Raw genomic sequence first — 19,352 nt, forward strand, 5'->3', positions numbered from 1 at the left:
TCGCCGCGCGGGCCTCCCGCGCGGGTCCGCCCGCCATGATGCCCCAGACTATGCGACCTGTCACCGCTTTCGTGTCACGGAACGTGTCCGAGCGCCTGCGCTGCGCCCACGGCGGTCGCGTTCGGGCGGGATCCCTCCGTCGGAGCACTCGGCCGTCCGCGGTCCCCCGAGCTCCCGCCGGACCGGTCGGACCGGCGGCCCTGGCGGTCGCCCGGCCGACTCCGTACGCTGGCGGCCAGAGCCGCCGGAGCCGAGAGCGAACGAGGGATCCCATGCAGCCGAGCACGTCCCCGAGACGGGACCACCTGGAGTTCGCCGCCGCCCTGGACCGGGTCCTGGTCCGGTCCGGCGGGTCGCACGTGTGGTCGCCCCACTCGGTGGGCACGGTGCTGGGGCTGCTGGCCGCCGGGGCCGCGGGCCGTACCCGGGCCGAGCTGGAGGCACTGCTGGGCCCGGACACCAAGGGGCAGCTGGAGGCCCTGGACGCGGCCGTGGACACCGGTTCCGCTCCCGACCTGGCCACCCTGAACGGTCTGTACGTGCCCGCCGACCTGGAGCTCCTGCCGGACTTCGAGGCGCGGGTCCGCGCACGCGCCGGCGCCGAGGTGGGACGCGCCGACTTCGAGCACGACGCCGAGGGGGTGCGCTCACGGATCAACGGCGAGGTCGCGGACGTGACCCGCGGCCTGGTCAGGGAGCTGCTCCCGCCGGGCGGCGTCCGCCCCGACCTGCGGCTGCTGCTGGTCAACGCGCTGTGGGTGAAGGTGATCTGGCCCGACCCCTTCGACCCCGCGCGGACCCGCGCCAGGCCCTTCCACGCCCCGTCCGGGAAGCGGAGGGTGCCCACCATGCACCGGTCGGCCCGCCTGCCCCACGCGCGTGCGGGGGGATGGAGCATGGTGAGCCTGGAGGGCGACCACGAGCTGGTCCTGGACGTGCTGCTACCCGACGAGCGGACCACCGATCCCGCGCCGGTGTCCGCCGAGGTGCTCGCGGACCTGTACCGCGGGCGCTCCTCCCAGCAGGTCGACCTGGCCCTGCCGCGTTTTCGGGTGGAGACCGACACCTCCCTGCTCGGACCGCTGGCGGCCGTGGGCGTGCGCGAGCTGGCCACGGACGGGGCCCGCTTCGACGGGATCAGCCCGGAGCCGCTCAGGGCCGACGAGATCCTGCACCAGTCGGTGCTGAGGGTGGACGAGAAGGGTGCCGAGGGCGCCGCCGCCACCGCCGTGATGATGCTCAGGGCGGCGGTCACACCCTCCAGGCCGGTCCGGTTCACGGTGGACCGGCCGTTCGTGTTCGTGCTGCGCCGCCGCGAGGCGGTCCTGTTCCTGGGCCGCGTCACCGACCCGGTGGATCCGGGCCCGGCCTCCTGAGGCCGGCCGCCCCGGCCCCTCCTCCCCGCCCTCCTTCGGGACCTTCAGACCTCGAACACCTCGAAGGCGGTGGCGAGGGGGACACCGGCCCACTCCCCGGCCCGGGCCGCGGCCTGGGGCAGGAAGGCCTTCTGGTCGAACCCGGACAGGTTGGCCAGGTAGACCTCGTGGGCGTCCAGCGAGGCCACGCCCGCGGCCAGGTCGTCCTCGCCCAGCTCGACGTAGTGGGTGGCCAGGGGCGAGGCGCCGAAGGCCACGAAGCGCACGCCCGACCACGGCCGCAGGCCCTCCTCCAGCTGCTCGCGGAACACCCACCGGTTGGCGGCGTCGCGGACCGCGTCCAGCAGGGCCGGGCCGAGCACCCGGTGGTCGGCGTGGTTGAACCCGCCCCCGCCCGGGAAGTGGTCGCGGAAGTTGATGGAGACGACCACCTCGGGCCGGTGGCGCCGGATCGCGGCGGCGAGCGCGGCGCGCAGCGGCAGCCCGTACTCCAGGGTGCCGTCGGGAAAGTCCAGGAACTCGACGGTGCCGGCGCCCACGGCCGCGGCCGACGCGCGCTGCTCGGCCATGCGCAGCGGCGCGCACTCCTCGGGGGCCATACCGTCGATGCCCGCCTCGCCCTTGGTGACCAGCAGCTCCACCACGTCCTTGCCCTGGCCGGTCCACCGGGCGATCGCTGAGGAACTGCCGAACTCCAGGTCGTCGGGGTGGGCCACCACCGCCAGGGCGCGCTCCCAGTCCTCGGGGAGCGGCCGGGGCACGCTGTTCTCCGTCGTCTGTGTCATGGGGCACAGACTACGGAAAGGACGCGTGCCCCCGGCGCGTTCTCGGCGGGGCGGCGGTCAGGACGGCCCGGAACCGTTCGGGGTCTCACCGGCCCGGTCGGCCTGGCCGCCGGGTGCGGCCCCGTTGGGTGAGCGGCCCGCGTTGCCGCGCTGGGCCGCCTGCTGGGCGGCGCGCGCCTTGGCCGCCTGGGCCATCTGCTCCTGGACCTGCTTGGGCACGGTGATGGGCAGCAGCTCGTTCGGGGGCACCGGCTGGTGGCCGCGCACCACCACGATGTCGGCGAAGAGCTGCTCGATCTCGGACATCGCCTCGGGCTTGGAGGCGCCCTCGCCGCGGATCACACCGCGCAGCACCCAGCGCGGGCCGTCGACGCCGATGAACCGCACCCGCTGGGCGAGCTGCTTGCCGTCCTCGGTCTTGCGGCCCTTGACCGGTACCAGGGCCCGGAGCTCGGGGCCGAAGGTGCCGTCGTGGTCCTCGACCTTGCCGCCCTGCTTGACGACCTGCTCGCGCAGCTCCTCGCGCATCTCGTCCCACAGGCCGGAGGACTTGGGCGCGGCGAAGGGCTGCACCTGCAGCGCGCTCTTGTCGCGCGTCAGGGTCACGCCGATGACCTTCTGCTTGCGCTGCGCGTCCTGGGCGACGTTGACCTGGATCTCGGTGCCCTGCGCCATGGGCACGAGCATGCTGCCCAGATCCATCCGCCTGGCCTCGGGGACCTCCTCCGCGGAGTCCCACGGCCCGGTGGCGCGGTGGCGGTCGGCCTCCTTGGTCGGCTGCTCCGCGGGGCCCTCCGGCTCGATCTCGTTGCCGAAGGAGACCGCTCCGGCGGCGCCCTCGCGTCTGGGCGCGGCCTCCGTCCCCGTGCTCTCGGTCTTCGCGTCCCGCTTCTTGCGGCGGCGTCCGAACACGCCTTCACCTCTTCGCTTTACGTTGGTCCCGGGATGGCACCGGGGATTCGGGCGCCGTCACCTCTGTGCGGCGTGGCCCCCGGTCGAACCGAAACCGCCCGTTCCCCGGGACGACTCCGGCAGGGAGGCCGCCTCGACGAACACCGCGTGTTCGACGCGCTGGATGACCAGCTGTGCGATCCGGTCGCCCCGGGACAGTTTCACGGGGGTGTCCCTGTCGGTGTTGAGCAGGGTCACCCGGATCTCGCCCCGGTACCCGGCGTCGACCGTGCCCGGCGCGTTGACGATCGTGAGCCCGCAGCGTGCGGCCAGGCCCGAGCGCGGGTGCACGAAGGCCGCGTACCCCTCGGGGAGGGCGATCGCCAGGCCGGTGGGGAGCGTGGCCCGCTCACCGGGGTCCAGTACGGCGTCGACGGCGGTGTACAGGTCCGCTCCCGCGTCGCCGGAGTGGGCGTAGGCGGGCAGGGGGAGGCCGGGGTCCAGGCGGTGGACCGTGACAGGGATCCGTCCGCCTTCCAGGGATGTGGTACTCACATTGGCCGAGCCTATCGCTCCCCGGGCGCTGGACCGGTGTCCAGCGCCGCCGGATCGCGAGGCGGGGCGGCGCCGGATCCCTCCGGCACCGCCCCGCGTGTTCGCTTCGCCTGCTTCCGGGCTCCGGCCCCGGCTACTCCTCGACGGGCTCGGGCAGGGTCACCTCGACGGTGAGCTCGGCGTCGTCGGTGGCCTGGAAGTCGATCCCGGAGGTACGGCCCGCGGCGGCGATGTCACCGGCGGCGGCACGGGCGGCGTCGACCTGCTTGCCCGACACCCTGACGTGCTCGACCTCGGCCCGCATGGACAGCTTGGCCTCGGACTTGGCCTTGCGCACGGCGCGCAGCACCTCGGCGGTCGCGGTCAGGACCGCCGGGTCGCCGTCGGCGGCCGCGGTGCGGTACTCGGCGGTCCCGGGCCAGCGCTGGGCGTGGACCGAGCCCTCCTGCCACCAGCTCCAGACCTCCTCGGCCACGAAGGGCACGAAGGGCGCGAAGAGCTTGTGCAGGGCGCCCAGGGCGATGAGCAGCGCGGCGCGGGCGGAGGCGCCCTCGGTGGAGTCGGCGTCGTAGGCGCGGGCCTTGACCAGCTCCAGGTAGTCGTCGCAGAAGTCCCAGAAGAAGCGCTCGGTGCGCTCCAGGGCCCGGGTGTGGTCGTAGGCGTGGAAGGCGGCGGTGGCGTCCTCCACGACGTCGGCCAGCGCGGCCAGCATCGCCCGGTCCAGCGGCTGGGTGACCCGCGCGGGGTCGGCCGTCGTACCCTCGCCGGCCACGGACATGACGAACTTGCTGGCGTTGAGGATCTTGATGGACAGCCTGCGGCCGACCTTCATCTGACCCTCGTCCATGGCGGTGTCGGTGCCCAGCCGCCCGCTGGCCGCCCAGTACCGGACCGCGTCGGAGCTGTACTTCTCCAGCAGCGCCAGCGGGGTGACGACGTTGCCCTTGGACTTGGACATCTTCTTGCGGTCCGGGTCCAGGATCCAGCCGGAGATGCCGGTGGTGCTCCAGGGCAGGGTGCCGTTCTCGAAGTGGGCACGGACCACGGTGGAGAACAGCCAGGTGCGGATGATGTCCTGGCCCTGCGGCCGGTAGTCCATGGGGAAGACCCGGGCGTACAGGTCCGGGTCGCGCTCCCAGCCGGAGGCGATCTGCGGGGACAGCGAGGAAGTCGCCCAGGTGTCCATGACGTCGGGGTCGCCCATGAACCCGTTCGCCTGACCGCGCTGGTCCTCGGTGTAGCCCTCGGGCGCCTGCGAGCTGGGGTCGACGGGCAGCTGGTCCTCGGTCGGCAGGATCGGCTCGTCGTAGCGCGGGTTGCCGTCGGCGTCCAGCGGATACCAGACGGGGAAGGGGACGCCGAAGAAGCGCTGGCGGCTGATCAGCCAGTCGCCGTTCAGTCCCTCGACCCAGTTCTCGTAGCGGGCGCGCATGTGCTCGGGGTGCCAGGTGAGCTCGCGGCCGCGCTGGAGGAGCCGCTGGCGCAGGCCCTCGTCCCGTCCGCCGTTGCGGATGTACCACTGGCGGGTGGTGACGATCTCCAGGGGCTTGTCGCCCTTCTCGTAGAACTTCACCGGGTGGGTGATCGGCGTGGGCTCGCCCACCAGGTCGCCGCTCTCGCGCAGCAGGGCGACGGTGCGCTCGCGCGCGGTGTGGACGGTGGCGCCGACGAGCGTGTCGTAGGCCTCGCGGCCGGGCCCGCTCTCCAGCCCCTTGGGCGGGTCGGCGATGATGCGTCCGTCCCAGCCGATGATGGGCCGGGTCTCCAGCTGGAGCTCGCGCCACCAGGTGACGTCCGTGGTGTCGCCGAAGGTGCAGATCATGGCGATGCCCGACCCCTTCTCGGGGTCGGCGAGGCGGTGCGCCCTGACCGGGACCTCGACACCGAAGACCGGTGTGCGCACGGTCGTGCCGAACAGGTCCTGGTAGCGCTCGTCGTCGGGGTGGGCGACCAGGGCGACGCAGGCGGCCAGCAGCTCGGGGCGGGTGGTCTCGATGTGGACCGGGGCGCCGTCGGGCTTGTGGAAGGCGACCTTGTGGTAGGCGCTGGGGCGCTCGCGGTCCTCCAGCTCGGCCTGGGCGACGGCGGTGCGGAAGGTGACGTCCCACAGGGTGGGGGCCTCGGACATGTAGGCCTCGCCGCGCGCCAGGTTGCGCAGGAAGGCGCGCTGTGCGGCGGCACGGGAGTTGCCGTCGATGGTGGCGTAGGTGTGGCGCCAGTCCACGCTCAGGCCCAGACGGCGCCAGATGGACTCGAAGACCTTCTCGTCCTCGGCGGTGAGCGTGTCGCACAGCTCGATGAAGTTGCGCCGGGAGACGGGGATCTGCCGCTTGGGGTCGGGCTTGGCGGGCGGCTGGAAGTCCGGGTCGTAGGGGACCGAGGGGTCGCAGCGCACGCCGTAGTAGTTCTGGACGCGGCGCTCGGTGGGCAGGCCGTTGTCGTCCCAGCCCATGGGGTAGAAGACGGCCTTGCCGTTCATGCGCTGGAAGCGCGCGACGGTGTCGGTGTGCGTGTAGGAGAACACGTGGCCGATGTGCAGCGAACCCGAGACCGTGGGCGGCGGGGTGTCGATGGAGTAGACGTCCTCGCGGCTGCGGGTGCGGTCGAAGTGGTAGACGCCGGACTCATCCCATACGTCGACCCACTTCGCCTCGATACCGTCCAGCGAAGGCTTGTCGGGCATGCGGAAGGAATGAGAGCGGTTGGTCATGGGGCAATGGTAGTGCGCTCCGGGCCGTGATCGCTCCGCGTTCCGGGCCCTCACCCGAGGGACCGGACGCCCGGCCCCGGCGCGCTGGCGTGCGGGGTTGGCCCCCGCATCCGGGGAGCGGGCATGACAGTATCTCCCCGTACGTGCAGGAGGGTGTGCGCCGGGCGCGCATCCTCGTACATCCAACGGAAACGGTGAAGGATTCGATGGCTAAGAAGGACGGCGGTGACATCGGCCCGGCCCTCGCTGGTCTCGTGGCCGGGATCGCGGCGCAGTACGCCATGCGCAAGGCGCTGAACTTTACCTGGGCGCGTGTGACGGGCGAGGAGCCGCCCACGGACGTGGACTCCCCCGACATCAGCCTCGGCCGCGCGCTGAGCTGGGCCGTGATGGCCGGTGTCAGCACGGAGGTGGCCCGGGTGCTTGCCGTACGCGCCACCCGCGCGAAGCTGCTCGGCGCCGGCCCCGAGGAGCTGGACGTCTGACACCGGGCCGCACCGCGCCCATGACGACGGCGGGCGGCCGACCGCACCGGGGTGTGGTCGGCCGTCCGCCGTCGTTTCCGCGGCGCTCCCGGGTGGGGAGCCCGCGGGCGGGGGTGCTCGGCGCGTCCGCGGACGCGCGAGTACGCGGTGGTGTCCGCCCGCGCGGGCGAGAGCCGTCGGGACGGGACGGTTCAGGGGCCGTCCCGTCCGCTCAGGCGCACTCCTTGCAGACCAGCTGGCCGGCGCGCTGCTCGGCGAGCTGGCTGCGGTGGTGCACCAGGAAGCAGCGCGAGCAGGTGAACTCGTCGGCCTGGCGCGGGAGTACGCGCACCGCGAGTTCCTCGCCCGACAGGTCGGCACCGGGCAGCTCCAGGCCCTCGGCGACCTCGTCGGGGTCGACGTCGATCGTGCCGGTGCCCTTGTCCACACGCCGCGCCTGCAGCTCCTGGAGGCTGTCCTCGTTGATGTCCTCTTCAGTCTTGCGCGGGCTGTCGTAGTCGGTGGCCATCTCTGCTAACTCCATCCCCCTCGTTCAGTGCCTCGTCGCGCGGGTGTAACGCTTGAGAGACCTTCGTTGTGCCCGATTCGGCCGATGAGTTTTCCCGATGTCGGCGGACCATGCCCCCTCCCGGGCCACTGTCCACAGGTCAGCAGTACTTTCACGGGCCCGTGACCGGAGGCGGCCACACGCGGCCACCGTCCCAAGGATCGGTCCCCTGTGTACTACCCAACGCCGGACGCCTCGTAGACCTGGAAGACTCTTTTTCGCCCATCCCGGACAAAACGCAGAGTGCTTCCCATAAGTAGGCAAAAACCAAGACATGCCCACGTCAGGAGGCATTCTCTCCGTGTCCACGCCCGGGGAAGCATACACACCCGAGTTCGGCCCCCGTGCCACGGGTGGGCGTGTCTTCGGACACGTATAGATACCACGAAGCGCGGCGGGGCGCAGCCCGGGCCGGTGAGGGGCTATTCTGCTGGACTACTCGGGGACCGGAAGGCAGACGGTGACGACGAGACCGCCCCCCGAACGCGGCCACGCGGTCACCACGCCCTCGTGCGCGCGCACCACCGACCGCACGATGGACAGCCCCAGGCCGGCGCTGCGGCCCGAGCCCACCCTGTCGCTGGAGCCCCTGCGGAACGGTTCGAAGAGCCCCTCGATCTCGTAGGCCGGGATGACCTTGCCGGAGTTCTCCACCTGGACCGCGGGCATGCCCTCGTACATGCCGCTGCGCACGGTGATCTCGCCGTCCGGGACGTTGTACTTGAGGGCGTTCTCCACGAGGTTGCCCACGAGCCGCTCCAGCAGGACGGGGTCGCCGACCACGGGGGCGGGGCGCAGGTCCTGGCGCAGGTTCAGGCCGGAACCGGACAGCTCGCCCTCCAGCTGGCTGAGCACCGTCCCGGCGACCTCGCCCAGGTCGACCCTGGCCCGGACCTCCAGTTCGCGGTCGCTCCTGGCGAGGAAGAGCAGGCCGTCGATGAGGCGCTCGTGGCGCGCGTTGGTCTCCAGCAGGGTCTGTCCGACGCTCTTGAGGTCGGAGGAGACGTCGGGGGCGCTGAGCGCCACCTCCAGCAGGGTCCGGTTGATCGCCAGGGGCGTGCGCAGCTCGTGTGAGGCGTTGGCCACGAAGCGGCGCTGGCCGTCGAAGGCGCGGTCCAGGCGCTCCAGCATGCCGTCGAAGGTGTCGGCGAGCTCACGGATCTCGTCGTCGGGCCCCGACAGGGCGATGCGCTCGTGCAGGGAGCGTTCCGACAGGCGCCGGGCGATGCGGGTGATCTTCTTCAGCGGGGAGAGCGCCCTTCCGGCCACCGCGTATCCCAGGGCGACCGCGAGCAGGCCCACCAGGAACAAGGCGAGCAGGGAGAACCTGGTGACGTGGGTGAGGACCTCGTCGATGAGGTAGCGGTGGGTGATCAGCTCCGAGGCGGTGTCCTCGTCCAGGAGCGCGTTGAGCAGCACCGCGACGATCAGGTAGTTGACCAGGACCAGTACCGATCCCGCCGCGAAGAAGAGCATCCCGTAGATGAGGGTGAGCCGCGCTCGCAGGCTGAGGTTGTCGGTGAAGCGGTGCACCCGCTCGGCCGCGGCCGAGCGCTCCCCGCCCTCGGGCACGGCGGCGTTCAGGCGCCGCCACGTACCGGTGTCACCGGGCCGGGCGGGTTCCGCCTGTCCCGGTTCGGAGCGGTCCGCCGGTCTCACAGCCGGTACCCCGCACCGGGGATGGTCTGGATGACGGGAGGGTCGCCGAGCTTCTTGCGCAGGGTCATGACGGTGACGCGGACGACGTTGGTGAAGGGGTCGGCGTTCTCGTCCCAGGCCTTCTCCAGCAGCCCCTCGGCGCTGACCACCGTTCCCCGGGCCCGCATGAGCACCTGCAGGACGGCGAACTCCTTCGGCGTGAGGGAGATCTCGCGGCCGTCGCGGTGCACGCGGTGGTTGGCCGGGTCCAGGGTGATGCCGTGGCGCTCCAGGACGGGGGGCAGCGGCGGCACCGCGCGGCGGCCCAGGGCGTGCACCCGGGCGATGAGCTCGGCGAAGGCGAAGGGCTTGGCCAGGTAGTCGTCGGCGCCGATGGTCAGCCCCTCGACCTTGTCCTGGACGCCGTCGGAGGCGGTGAGCATCAGGATGCGGCCGTTGTAGCTCTCCTGGACGAGGGTCCGGGCGACCTCGTCGCCGTGGACGCCGGGCAGGTCGCGGTCGAGCACGATCACGTCGTAGTCGTTGACCGCGGTGTGCTCCAGAGCGGTGTCCCCGTCGTAGACCACGTCCACGGCCATCGCCTCGCGCCGCAATCCGACCGCCACCGCGTCGGCCAGGACCCGTTCGTCTTCGACCACGAGTACGCGCACGTTGTCCTTCTCAAGCGTTGGTGCGGGAGGGGAGAGGGGGGCCGCTGCCGGCGCATCCCCCAACACACCGGCAGCGGCGTTCTTGGTCCCGGCCGCGTCATCCGTTGTCTCACAACCGGGGTAAGGAGGCGGTAAAACCCGCCGTTCTCCTCGCCCCGTGCGGACACGGGCGCCGAACCGGGAGCTTTGCTGCTCCCCTGGGCGCGGGGAGTCGCTGCCGGCGAATCCCCCAACCGCCGGCAGCGACTTAACCCCGCACATCTCAAATCTGACACATCAAGAATAAGAAACAAGTAAGCACAAGCCCTCCCTGGCAAATGTGTCGTGGGACACCCTTGCCCGGCGCTTGGACGCCCGCTCCCGGCCCGACCCGCTCGGCCGGCGCGTGCGCCCCCGCGCCCGCCTCGCGGCGGGCCCCTCCCGCCCGGTCCGCGAAAGCCGGCACCGGGCACGGAGGAGGTCACGGAAGAATCTCGTAGGGGGGTGGGGGTTTGGCGCGAATCGCGGTGCGGTACAGGTAGGAGATGCGCGCGTGGACACCGGCCCCGGGCCGGACCGCGACGCGCACGCATGTCACAGGGACGTGACTACTTCGACCATGCGGACGCTGCGGCGTGCGCGGACGGATTCCGCACCGGGGCACGGCCGTGCCCCGGTGCCTACCCCTGGAAGAGGTGCAATGGGCGAGTTCCTCGCGGAGATCAAGGTCCGTATCAACGAGACCTACCGGTCGTTCCATGCTGCTCAGGCCGCCGGAGACGACTTCCTCGCCGACACGCATGCGTCGGAGCTGGAGGACCTTTACCGCATCGCGGCTCGCAACGGCGTCGACACCTGCGCCTAGCTGATCGGAGGGCGCGGTGGGACATGGCTCCCACCGCGCCCTTTCCGTGTGTCCGGACACGAGCGCCGCACGGAGTCCGTGCGTGCCGTGCGGCGCCTCAGCCGTCGGTGTCGGCCCCCAGCGGCGCCAGGAGGTCCTGCAGGGCCTCGTAGAGCTCGGGCCGTCCGGCGATGACCAGGTCCTCGCCGGGAGGCCCCCCGTGCAGTCCTCCCACGCGCAGGCCCGCCTCACTGGCGACCAGGCCGGGAGCGGCCCAGTCCCAGGCGTGGAGCCCGCGCTCGTAGTAGGCGTTGAACCGTCCCGCGGCCAACCCGGTCAGGTCCACGGCCGCCGATCCGCCGCGTCGGATGTCGCGGATGTGCGCGATCACCTCCAGCAGGACCCTGGCCTGCTGGGTCCGGCGCTCGGGGCGGTACCCGAAGCCGGTGGCGACCAGGGCCTGCTCCAGCGGCACCGCGGGCGGGGCCTGGAGGGTGCGGCCGTTGAGGCGTGCGCCCGCGCCGAGCACCGCCTCGTACATCTCGTCGCGCCGGGGGACGTTCACCGCGGCGGCCACGGCCACACCGTCGACCTCGGCGGCGATGGACACGGCCCAGTCGTGGTGGCCGTACAGGTAGTTGACGGTGCCGTCGATGGGGTCGACGACCCAGCGCACCCCGCTGGTGCCGCCCTCGTCACCGCCCTCCTCGCCCAGGACGGCGTCGTCGGGGCGTTCGGCGAGCAGGCGGGCCCGGATGAGGTCCTCGGTGGCCCGGTCCATCTTGGTGACGACGTCGGTGGGGCTGGACTTGGTGTCGAGCACGGTGATGCCCGCCTGTCCCTCCCTGGCGAGTTCCCCCGCCTCCGCCGCCACTCTCACGGCGAGGTCGCGCAGGCTCTCCCGGTCGGATGCGGCGTCGGTGGTACTCACGTGGATGTCCTCCCTGTCGTGGCGCGGTGTCATGCGGGACCCTCCCCCGCACGCGGGTCCGGTCGGGCGCCGCGGCGGCACCCGACCGGTTCACGGGCGGCTCAGAGCAGTTCGGGCCTGCTCCACTCCTTGCCGTGCACGTGGTGGTCGAGGAAGGCGAAGACCGTCTCGTACCAGATCCGGGCGTTGCCGGGGGTGAGGATCCAGTGGTTCTCGTCGGGGAAGTACAGGAACTTGGCGTCCACCTCGTGCAGCAGCAGGTCGCGCCACAGGCGCAGGCCCTCGGAGATGGGCACCCGGTAGTCCTTGTCCCCGTGGATGACGAGCATCGGGGTGCGGATGCGGTCCGCGTGCAGGTGCGGCGAGTTCAGGGTGTAGCGCTCGGGGCGGTCCAGCGGGGTGCCGAACTCCTGCTCCCACACCGGCGGGTGGTCGGTGGTGCCGCTGAAGCCGTCCAGGCCCCACAGGGAGGCGTGGGAGACGATGGCCCGGAACCGGTCGGTGTGCCCGGCGATCCAGTTGGCCATGTAGCCGCCGAAGGAGCCGCCCATCATGGCGGTGCGCTCGGCGTCGATGTCCTCGCGCGCCTCGGCCGCGTCGGTGATGGCCATGACGTCGGCGAAGGTGCGCGGTCCCCACTGCCCCCACGCGCGGCGGAGCATGTCCTGCCCGTAGCCGGTGGACAGGGCGGGGTCGGGCAGCAGGACGGCGTAGCCGCGCGCGGCGAGCAGCCACGGGTTCCAGCGCCAGGACCAGCCGTTGAAGCTCATGTAGGGGCCGCCGTGGACCCAGAGCATGAGCGGGGAGGGGGACTCGGCCGAGGCCTCCTCGGGCAGCACCAGCCAGGAGCGGATGCGGGTGCCGTCGTCGGCGGTGGTCTCGATCTCGGTGAGGGTGCCGGGCATGGTCAGCTCGGACCCGGGCGTGCTCAGGTACTCGGGCCGGCCGTCGGCGGTGCCGGCGGCCAGGCGCACGGGCGCGGGCGGGGCGTCCCAGGCGTCGCGCAGCGCGTACACGTACCGTCCGTCGGGAGACGGGTTGAGGTTGCTGTAGGCGCCGTGGTCGCCGGTGATGCGGGTGACCGCGCCGTCGGCCAGGTCGATCCGGAAGACGGGGCGGCGTCCGTTCTCGTCGGCGACGACGAACACCGCTCCGGAGTCGGCGGCCCAGGCGAGGTCGCGCGGCCACAGCTCGTGGTCGGGGAGCAGGTCGCGGCCCTGGCCGGTGGCCAGGTCGACGAGCCAGACGGTCATGTCGCGGGGCTCGCCGTCGTAGTCGCCGTCGAAGCTGCGCGCGAGCAGGACGTGGCGGCCGTCCGGGGAGACGAGCGGCCCGCCGAAGTCGTGGTCGGGATCGGTGGCCAGGGTGCGGCGCTCGCCGGTGGAGGTGTCGATGGCGACGATGTCGGAGCGCCGGGCGCCCCGGCCGACGGGCACCTGCCACTCGGTGACCAGCAGGGAGCCGTCGGGGGTGAGCGCGCCGCCGGAGCCCAGCAGGGCCGTCCCGGCGTCGGGGGTCAGGTCCCGGAGGTCGCCGAGTCGGGAGTCGTCGTCGGCCGGGGGCCGGGCGACGAGGTAGCGGGGGTGGTCGGGACCGACGTCGCTGTCCCAGGAGCGGACGGGCAGCTGCTCGTGGAGGATGGCGGTGACCCCGGCCTCCTCGCGGGCCTTGCGGGCCTCCTTGTCGGCCTCCTCGTCCGCGCTGCGCGGAAGGGTGTCGGAGGTGAGGGCGACCAGCCCGGAGTCGCGGGCGACGGTGAAGGAGCCGATGCCCCCGGGGCGGGAGGCGACCTGGCGGGCCTCGCCTTCGGCGGGCAGCAGCCACAGGGAGGCTCCCGCCTTGTCCTCGTCCTTGGTCTCGGGGTCGGGGCGGCCTGTCAGGAACAGGACCGACCCGTCGGGGAGGAAGCCGACGCCGCTCTCGCCCCTGGCGGAGCGGGTGAGGCGCCTGGGGGCGCGCCCGCCCTCGGACTCGGGGGTGACGTCGATCTCCCACAGGGCGCTGCGGAAGGACTTGGAGTCGGGGGCGATGCCGCTGACGGGCGCGACCAGACGGGTTCCGTCCGGTGAGAGGTGCAGCCCGTTGACACGGCGGAGTCGGACGTACTCCGGCAGTTCATACCAGGAACGAACCAAGACACATACTCCTGAACGTCGACTTGTGATCTGGGCGGACACGATCGGGCGGGGGCCTCGGGGCGATCGGCCTCCCGTTCGCCCCAGGATGGTGTCAGCAGTGTTTACCCAGCTTCCCACACGTCGGCCGGATGTGCCCCGTCTCACCCCGTGAAGCACCCCGGGCCGCGAGGCCGCGAGGTCCCTCCCCCGGTCTCCAGGGTGGGCCCTCGCGCGCCGGGACGCAAAGACCCCTCCCCGGTTGTGGACGCCCCGGGCCGCGGCCGCCGCCTCAGGCCGGGCAGGAGCAGTCGGTGCAGCGGGCGAGGGAGCTCAGGCGCCGCGGCTCCGAACGCTCCGTGTACTCGCGGACCAGGTCGGTCACCATGGACACGAACGCGGGGTGCGTGCCGGGGCTGAGCGCGCGCTCGTAGCCGATGCCGAGCTTCTTGGCGGTCTCGCGGGCCTCCACGTCGAGGTCGAACCTGACCTCCATGTGGTCGGAGACGAAGCCGTGCGGGACCACGACCACGGCGGGCACGCCCTCGGCGGCCAGCTCCTCCATCCGGTCGTTGACGTCGGGCTCCAGCCAGGGCTGGCTGGGCGGGCCGCTGCGGCTCTGGTAGACGACCTCATGGGGGTGGTCGCCGTCGAGCCGCTCCACCACCAGGCGCGCCACCTCCGCCAGTTGGGCACCGTAGGCGCCCTCCGGCCCGAAGGCGTGGCCGGGGCCGCCGCTGGCCTCGGCCATCGAGGTGGGGATGGAGTGCGCGGAGAAGAGCAGGCGCGCGCCCTCGCGCTGCTGCGCGGGCAGGGCGTCCAGGGCGGCGCGGGTGTGCTCGACCAGCGGCTCGACGAACCCGGGGTGGTCGTAGAAGGGCCGGACGAGGTCCACCTCGGGGGCGTCCTCTCCCAGCGCCGCGCGGGCGCGGGCGATGTCCTCCTCGTAGGCGGTGCGGCTGGACCAGTTGCAGTACGCGGAGGTGGGCAGCGCCAGTACCCGGCGCACGCCGTCCTCCTTCATCCGGGCGAGGGTGTCGGTGAGCATCGGGGCCCAGAACCGGTTGCCCCAGTAGATCGGCAGGTCGATCCCGTTGGCGGCGAAGTCGGCGGTGACCGCGGCGAGCAGGTCCCGGCACTGCTGGTTGATCGGGCTCACCCCGCCGAAGAGGAAGTAGTGCTCGCCGACCTCGGCGAGCCGCTCCCGGGGGATGTTGCGTCCGCGGGTGACGTTCTCCAGGAACGGGATGACCTCGTCCTCGCCCTCCGGACCGCCGAAGGAGATCAGCAAAAACGCGTCGTAGTAGCTCATACGCCTTATGAAACCAGCTCGCCCGCACCCGCCCGCGCGGCCTCCCATGTCCGTGTCCTGTGGTCTTGCCCTCTTCCCCCGCCTTGGTCGCGTACCCGTCGGCCCCGGGCCTCTGGCCCCACAAGTGACTGGTCGGTAATGTCGCGGCATGACAGATGTGTTGTGGCACACATGGGCGGACACCCACCAGGCCCGTCCCAGGCGCACGGCGGCCCCGGGGAGCACGGCGGAGGTCGCCGCCGCGGTCTCCTCCGCCGCCGGCGAGGACCTGCGGGTCCGCATGGTCGGCACGGGGCACTCCTTCACCGACGTGGCCGTCACCGACGGCCTGCTCCTGTCCCCCGCCTCCCTGACGCGGGTGCGCTCGGTCGACCCGTCGCAGGGCACCGCGACGGTCGAGGCGGGCCTTCCCCTGTGCGACTTCAACGACGTGCTGGCCGGACACGGTGTGGCCCTGGCCAACATGGGCGACATCGCCGTGCAGACCATGGCGGGCGCGGTGCAGACGGGCACCCACGGCACCGGCAGGGACGCGGGCGGGCTGGCCTCCCAGGTGGTCGGCATGGAGATGGTGCTCGCCGACGGCTCGGTGGTCGAGTGCTCGGCGGAGCACGAACCGGACCTCTTCCACGCGGCGAGGGTGGGCCTGGGCGCGTTCGGCGTGGTCACCGCGCTGACCATGGCGGTGCGCCCGGCGTTCCGGCTGCACGCGCGGGAGGAGCCGATGCGGTTGGAGGAGGTGCTGGAGCGCCTGCCCGGGCTGCGTGCGGACAACGACCACTTCGAGTTCTTCTGGTTTCCGCACACCGGCAACACCAACACCAAGCGCAACAACATCAGCGCGGGTCCGGCCCGGCCGCTGTCACCCTTCCGCGCGTGGCTGGACGACGAGTTCCTGTCCAACACGCTCTTCGAGGGGGTCAACCGGGTGTGCCGGCGCTTCCCGGGCGCGGTGCCCGCGGTGAACCGGATCAGCTCGCGGGCCCTGTCGGCGCGCGAGTACACCGACGCCTCGTACAAGGTCTTCGCCTCGGTGCGCGACGTGCGGTTCGTGGAGATGGAGTACGCGATCCCCGCCGAGCACCTGGTCGACGTCCTTCGCGAGGTGCGGTCCCTCGTGGACCGGGGCGGGCACCGGGTGAGCTTTCCGGTGGAGGTGCGCTTCGCCCCGGCCGACGACGTGTGGCTGTCCACCGCCTACGGCCGCGACACCGCCTACGTGGCGGTGCACATGTACAAGGGGACCCCGTACGAGGCCTACTTCGCCGACGTGGAGGCGGTGTTCGCCTCCGTGGGCGGGCGCCCGCACTGGGGCAAGATGCACACCCGCGACCGCTCCTACCTGGAGAGGGTCTACCCGAGGCTCGGGGAGGCCCTGGCGGTGCGGAAACGCGTCGACCCCGGTCGCAGGTTCGCCAACGCCTACCTGGAGCGCGTCCTGGACTGAACGGCCGGCGCCCGCACCCGACCGGCCCCGGCCATCGCGAAGGAGCGGGCGGGCGGGGCCGGTGCGCGGCCCTCCCTCACGGGGGAGGAGGCGGGATCACCCCTCCGGAGGGGCGAGGGGCTCGGGCGCCGGAACGGCCTCCTCCCCGCCCTGCTCGCCGGCTCCGGGATCGGGGGCCTGTTCGACGGGGTCCTCGGGTTCCTCGACGGGCGGACCGGTGGGCGCGGGGGTCCCCTCGGGACCGCCGTTCCCGGGCGCCCCGGTCTCGGGTGCGGGTTCGGTCGGCTGGGTGGTACCGGGGGCCTCGGGGGCGCCGGAGGCGTCGTCCTCCCCCCGCGGGGCGGGGCCCTCGGTGGCCTCACCGGTGGTGTCGGGGCCCTCGGACCCACTCTCCTCGGCCGGGGGCGCGGAGGTGGTGCCTCCGAACAGGGTGGGTGCGGTGGCCTCGTCCGCGCCCCGGGTCCAGGAGGTCAGCGAGCGCCCGGTGAACAGCTCGAAGGCCAGGATCACCAGCATGGCCAGGACGAACACCACGACGGCCGGGACCGCCATGGAACGCCATCCGCGCCGCCGTCCGCCCCTCCCCCGGGCCCGCGGCCCGTCGCCGGTGCCGTCCTGGTCCGGGTCGGACACGGGCGGGTACGCGGTGGCACCGGGAACGTCGGCGTGCGTGCCCGCGGCCCCCTCCAGTGGGGGCGGGGACATGGCACGCGTGGCGCCGGGACTCTCGCTGGGGACATCGGTCTCGGCGACCTCACACAGCAGTCCGGTCTCGGAGATTTCCTCGGGGACCGGAGCGACCGGAGCCCCCGGCGCGTTGGGGACCGGCGCCCCGGTGCGGCCGACGGCCCTGGCCCTTCCGGCCAGCTGTCGGGCCTGCTCACCGCTGCGCGAGAACCAGTGCTGCAGCAGCGGGCTGACGAGGGTGCTGAGCGCGGCCATGCCGGCGGCACCGATGACGGTGCCGTACACGTTCAGGTAGGAGGCGGCGGTGGCCGCGGCCAGTGTCGCACCGGCGGCTCCGGCGACCTGGGCCGCGCTCAGGTCGATCCGCTTCCCGCCGTGTCCCTCCTCCCCCTCCTCATGGTCGTCGTGGTGTCCGGTCCGACCCATCCGGTCGTCCCCCTTCCTTCTGGCGCACACGGGCGCGGCTGCTTCGGGCGCGCACGAGCGCGACAGGAACCGGCGAGAGCGGAATGGGCGTGTGGTGGGGCAGACAGCCCCACAGGCCCCAAGCGTCACATTTCGCTCATGAGCGGATAACCAAGGTTAAGGGCGACAACTTTCCGATAACGCCACCAACGAAGAAGCATCACTCTCCGACTCGCGTCGGCGTGTCGAGTTGCGAACCGGAGGACGCCCCTCCTCGGAGTACGGCCCGAGATCTGAGTTTTTCCCAGACCTGGGGTGATTCGAGGTACGCGGGATACCATCGCGGCGGAGCCTTCGCGTGGAATCGGCGACATTCCCCCGCGATCGCTCCCGGTCGCCGAAGGGTCGGCGTGTCAAGATTGGCGGAGAAGCGACCGTGAGGGCTCCGGGGGCACCCGGGGCATCTCCCACCGCGGCACGCGCCGCGGATCGGGAGGCGGGCACACAGTTCGGACATGCCGGGCGCGGTACTGGCCGAACAGTTGTCGGCCGACCAGACTTGGAGAACGCGGGGGTTGGTCGCGGGACCTGCCCTCGACGGGACGCGAAAGGGAGGGCGATGCACGAGCTTCGCCTCGTGGCCGTGAGCGAGGACGGCACCTACCTGGTGCTCGCCAGCGCCGGCCGTGGAACCCGCTTCATGCTGCCCGTCGACGACCGCCTCCGAGCCGCAGTACGCGGCCAGTTCTCCCGGCTCGGCCAGTACGAGATCGAAGTGGAGAATCCGTTGCGCCCCAAGGAAATCCAGGCCCGCATCCGGTCCGGCGAGACCGCGGAGGCCATCTCCGAGATCTCCGGTATACCGATCGAGCGGGTCCGCTGGTTCGAGGGCCCCGTCCTCCAGGAACGCGAGTACATCGCCCAGCAGGCCCAGCGCGCCAGCGTGCGCGCACCGGGCGACGCCGCTCCCGGGCCCTCCCTGGAGGAACTGGTCACCAAGCGGATCGGTGCGCACCAACTGGAGACCGGTGACGCGATGTGGGACTCGTGGAAGCGCGAGGACCGCTCGTGGCAGCTCAAGCTCGTCTTCATGCACGGCGGCGAGGAGCGCGTCGCCCACTGGCTCTACGAGCCCAGGCACAACAGCGTGACCCCGGCCGACGAGGAGGCCGCGCTGTTCTCCTCGTCCGAGCCCGCCCCCTCCCCCGGCGCGAACGTGACGCCCTTCGCCCCGCGCCGCGCCGAGGCCACCACCGACCTGCCCCGCCTCGACGCGCAGTCGGCCGCCGAGCGCCGCCCCGACCACGCCGCTCCCCGCCGCCGCCCCTCCGAGGCCTCCCCCGACGAGCCGCTGCGCCCCGCGCCGACGGCCCGCACCGAGAGCGACCGGTTCGACGAGGCCCGCCCGGCCCCCGCCGAGTACCGCTCCGCCGAACGCGACGAGGACCTGGCCCCCGAGCGCCGCCCCCACGAGAGGGAGTGGCGCGTGGAGCGGCCCGCCGAGCGGCCGGAGCCCCGGGTGGAACCCGTGGACCAGCGCCGTCGGCGCCCCGAGCCCGAGCGGCATCCCGCGGCCGGTGCCCGCACCGAACCCGTGGAGCGGCCCCGCCGCCCCGAGCGCCGCGCCGCGCCGGACTGGCCGCCGGAGACCCGTCCCGCCCGGCCCGCGGAGCCCGAGGCGGCCCCGCCGGCCGCCGAGGGCCCGGCCCAGCCGCGCCCGGCGCCCCGCCGCCGCCGGGCCACCATCGACCTCAACGACACCGGTACTCCGCGCCGCGCCGCCGAGCAGCCGCCCGCGGCCGCGGTCCCGGCCGCCGCCAACGGGGGCCCCGAGCCCTCCGTGCCCAAGCGCAAGGGCCGTGGCCGCCGCGCCTCGGTGCCCTCGTGGGACGAGATCATGTTCGGCTCCAAGAAGGACGAGTAGGCCCCGCGAGGAGGGGCGGCCCGCACCCCGTGCACTGCTCCCCGGAAGTTG

At 72.8% G+C, this 19,352-nt stretch carries 16 protein-coding genes; 5 read left to right on the forward strand and 11 right to left on the reverse strand.

Going from position 1 to position 19,352, the window contains the following annotated elements; translation table 11 throughout:
* The first annotated feature begins 272 nt into the window (after positions 1 to 272).
* Positions 273 to 1,376: a serpin family protein gene (locus A6A08_RS16745; RefSeq protein WP_073703515.1), complete on the forward strand. Its 1,104-nt coding sequence runs from the start codon at positions 273 to 275 to the stop codon at positions 1,374 to 1,376.
* A 44-nt stretch (positions 1,377 to 1,420) separates the two neighbouring features.
* Here A6A08_RS16745 and A6A08_RS16750 read toward each other — a convergent pair whose 3' ends face one another.
* The 4 genes from A6A08_RS16750 to valS all read right to left on the reverse strand — a co-directional run bounded on the left by A6A08_RS16750 (position 1,421) and on the right by valS (position 6,317).
* Positions 1,421 to 2,161, reverse strand: coding sequence for a PIG-L deacetylase family protein (locus tag A6A08_RS16750; protein WP_073703516.1), 741 nt, complete (start codon positions 2,159 to 2,161; stop codon positions 1,421 to 1,423).
* 57 nt (positions 2,162 to 2,218) lie between these two features.
* Positions 2,219 to 3,073 carry a DUF3710 domain-containing protein gene (locus A6A08_RS16755; protein ID WP_073703517.1) on the reverse strand — a complete coding sequence of 285 codons (855 nt, stop codon included), beginning with the start codon at positions 3,071 to 3,073 and terminating at the stop codon, positions 2,219 to 2,221.
* A gap of 57 nt (positions 3,074 to 3,130) precedes the next feature.
* A complete protein-coding gene (gene dut, locus A6A08_RS16760) occupies positions 3,131 to 3,607 on the reverse strand; it encodes a dUTP diphosphatase (protein ID WP_073703518.1) in 477 nt (158 codons plus the stop codon).
* 133 nt (positions 3,608 to 3,740) lie between these two features.
* Positions 3,741 to 6,317 (reverse strand): valine--tRNA ligase, encoded by a 2,577-nt coding sequence (gene valS / locus A6A08_RS16765; protein WP_073703519.1) that lies wholly within the window; start codon positions 6,315 to 6,317, stop codon positions 3,741 to 3,743.
* A gap of 206 nt (positions 6,318 to 6,523) precedes the next feature.
* On the opposite strand from valS, the gene A6A08_RS16770 reads away from it, so the two are divergent.
* Positions 6,524 to 6,802 carry a DUF4235 domain-containing protein gene (locus A6A08_RS16770; protein ID WP_073703576.1) on the forward strand — a complete coding sequence of 93 codons (279 nt, stop codon included), beginning with the start codon at positions 6,524 to 6,526 and terminating at the stop codon, positions 6,800 to 6,802.
* 211 nt (positions 6,803 to 7,013) lie between these two features.
* Here the strand turns inward: A6A08_RS16770 and A6A08_RS16775 are convergent, their stop codons facing one another.
* From A6A08_RS16775 to A6A08_RS16785, 3 genes are all read right to left on the reverse strand, one after another.
* Entirely contained in the window at positions 7,014 to 7,310 is a 297-nt protein-coding gene (locus A6A08_RS16775; protein WP_073703520.1) for a DUF4193 domain-containing protein, read from the reverse strand.
* A 474-nt stretch (positions 7,311 to 7,784) separates the two neighbouring features.
* Positions 7,785 to 9,008 carry a cell wall metabolism sensor histidine kinase WalK gene (locus tag A6A08_RS16780; protein WP_073703521.1) on the reverse strand — a complete coding sequence of 408 codons (1,224 nt, stop codon included), beginning with the start codon at positions 9,006 to 9,008 and terminating at the stop codon, positions 7,785 to 7,787.
* Positions 9,005 to 9,658, reverse strand: a complete 654-nt coding sequence (locus A6A08_RS16785) for a response regulator transcription factor (RefSeq protein ID WP_073703522.1) — start codon at positions 9,656 to 9,658, stop codon at positions 9,005 to 9,007. The genes A6A08_RS16780 and A6A08_RS16785 overlap by 4 nt, the downstream gene beginning before the upstream one ends.
* Before the next feature lie 679 nt (positions 9,659 to 10,337).
* On the opposite strand from A6A08_RS16785, the gene A6A08_RS28270 reads away from it, so the two are divergent.
* Positions 10,338 to 10,502, forward strand: a complete 165-nt coding sequence (locus tag A6A08_RS28270) for a hypothetical protein (RefSeq protein WP_199866956.1) — start codon at positions 10,338 to 10,340, stop codon at positions 10,500 to 10,502.
* A 97-nt stretch (positions 10,503 to 10,599) separates the two neighbouring features.
* Here A6A08_RS28270 and A6A08_RS16790 read toward each other — a convergent pair whose 3' ends face one another.
* The 3 genes from A6A08_RS16790 to A6A08_RS16800 form a co-directional block, all read right to left on the reverse strand.
* Complete coding sequence (locus A6A08_RS16790; protein ID WP_073703577.1) at positions 10,600 to 11,412, reverse strand: inositol monophosphatase family protein; 813 nt, start codon at positions 11,410 to 11,412, stop codon at positions 10,600 to 10,602.
* A 101-nt stretch (positions 11,413 to 11,513) separates the two neighbouring features.
* A complete protein-coding gene (locus A6A08_RS16795) occupies positions 11,514 to 13,547 on the reverse strand; it encodes a S9 family peptidase (protein ID WP_073703523.1) in 2,034 nt (677 codons plus the stop codon).
* Between the two features lie 271 nt (positions 13,548 to 13,818).
* Entirely contained in the window at positions 13,819 to 14,838 is a 1,020-nt protein-coding gene (locus tag A6A08_RS16800) for a ferrochelatase (RefSeq protein WP_073703524.1), read from the reverse strand.
* Between the two features lie 148 nt (positions 14,839 to 14,986).
* On the opposite strand from A6A08_RS16800, the gene A6A08_RS16805 reads away from it, so the two are divergent.
* The gene (locus tag A6A08_RS16805) at positions 14,987 to 16,285 is read left to right on the forward strand and encodes a D-arabinono-1,4-lactone oxidase (protein ID WP_073703525.1); all 1,299 of its coding nucleotides are present in this window, start codon (positions 14,987 to 14,989) and stop codon (positions 16,283 to 16,285) included.
* 96 nt (positions 16,286 to 16,381) lie between these two features.
* On the opposite strand, the gene A6A08_RS16810 is transcribed toward A6A08_RS16805, so the two are convergent.
* The gene (locus A6A08_RS16810; protein ID WP_073703526.1) at positions 16,382 to 17,398 is read right to left on the reverse strand and encodes a hypothetical protein; all 1,017 of its coding nucleotides are present in this window, start codon (positions 17,396 to 17,398) and stop codon (positions 16,382 to 16,384) included.
* A 598-nt stretch (positions 17,399 to 17,996) separates the two neighbouring features.
* On the opposite strand from A6A08_RS16810, the gene sepH reads away from it, so the two are divergent.
* The gene (sepH, locus tag A6A08_RS16815; protein WP_073703527.1) at positions 17,997 to 19,301 is read left to right on the forward strand and encodes a septation protein SepH; all 1,305 of its coding nucleotides are present in this window, start codon (positions 17,997 to 17,999) and stop codon (positions 19,299 to 19,301) included.
* Positions 19,302 to 19,352: the final 51 nt, after the last annotated feature.

The organism is Nocardiopsis sp. TSRI0078, assembly GCF_001905145.1.
Classification (GTDB): domain Bacteria; phylum Actinomycetota; class Actinomycetes; order Streptosporangiales; family Streptosporangiaceae; genus Nocardiopsis.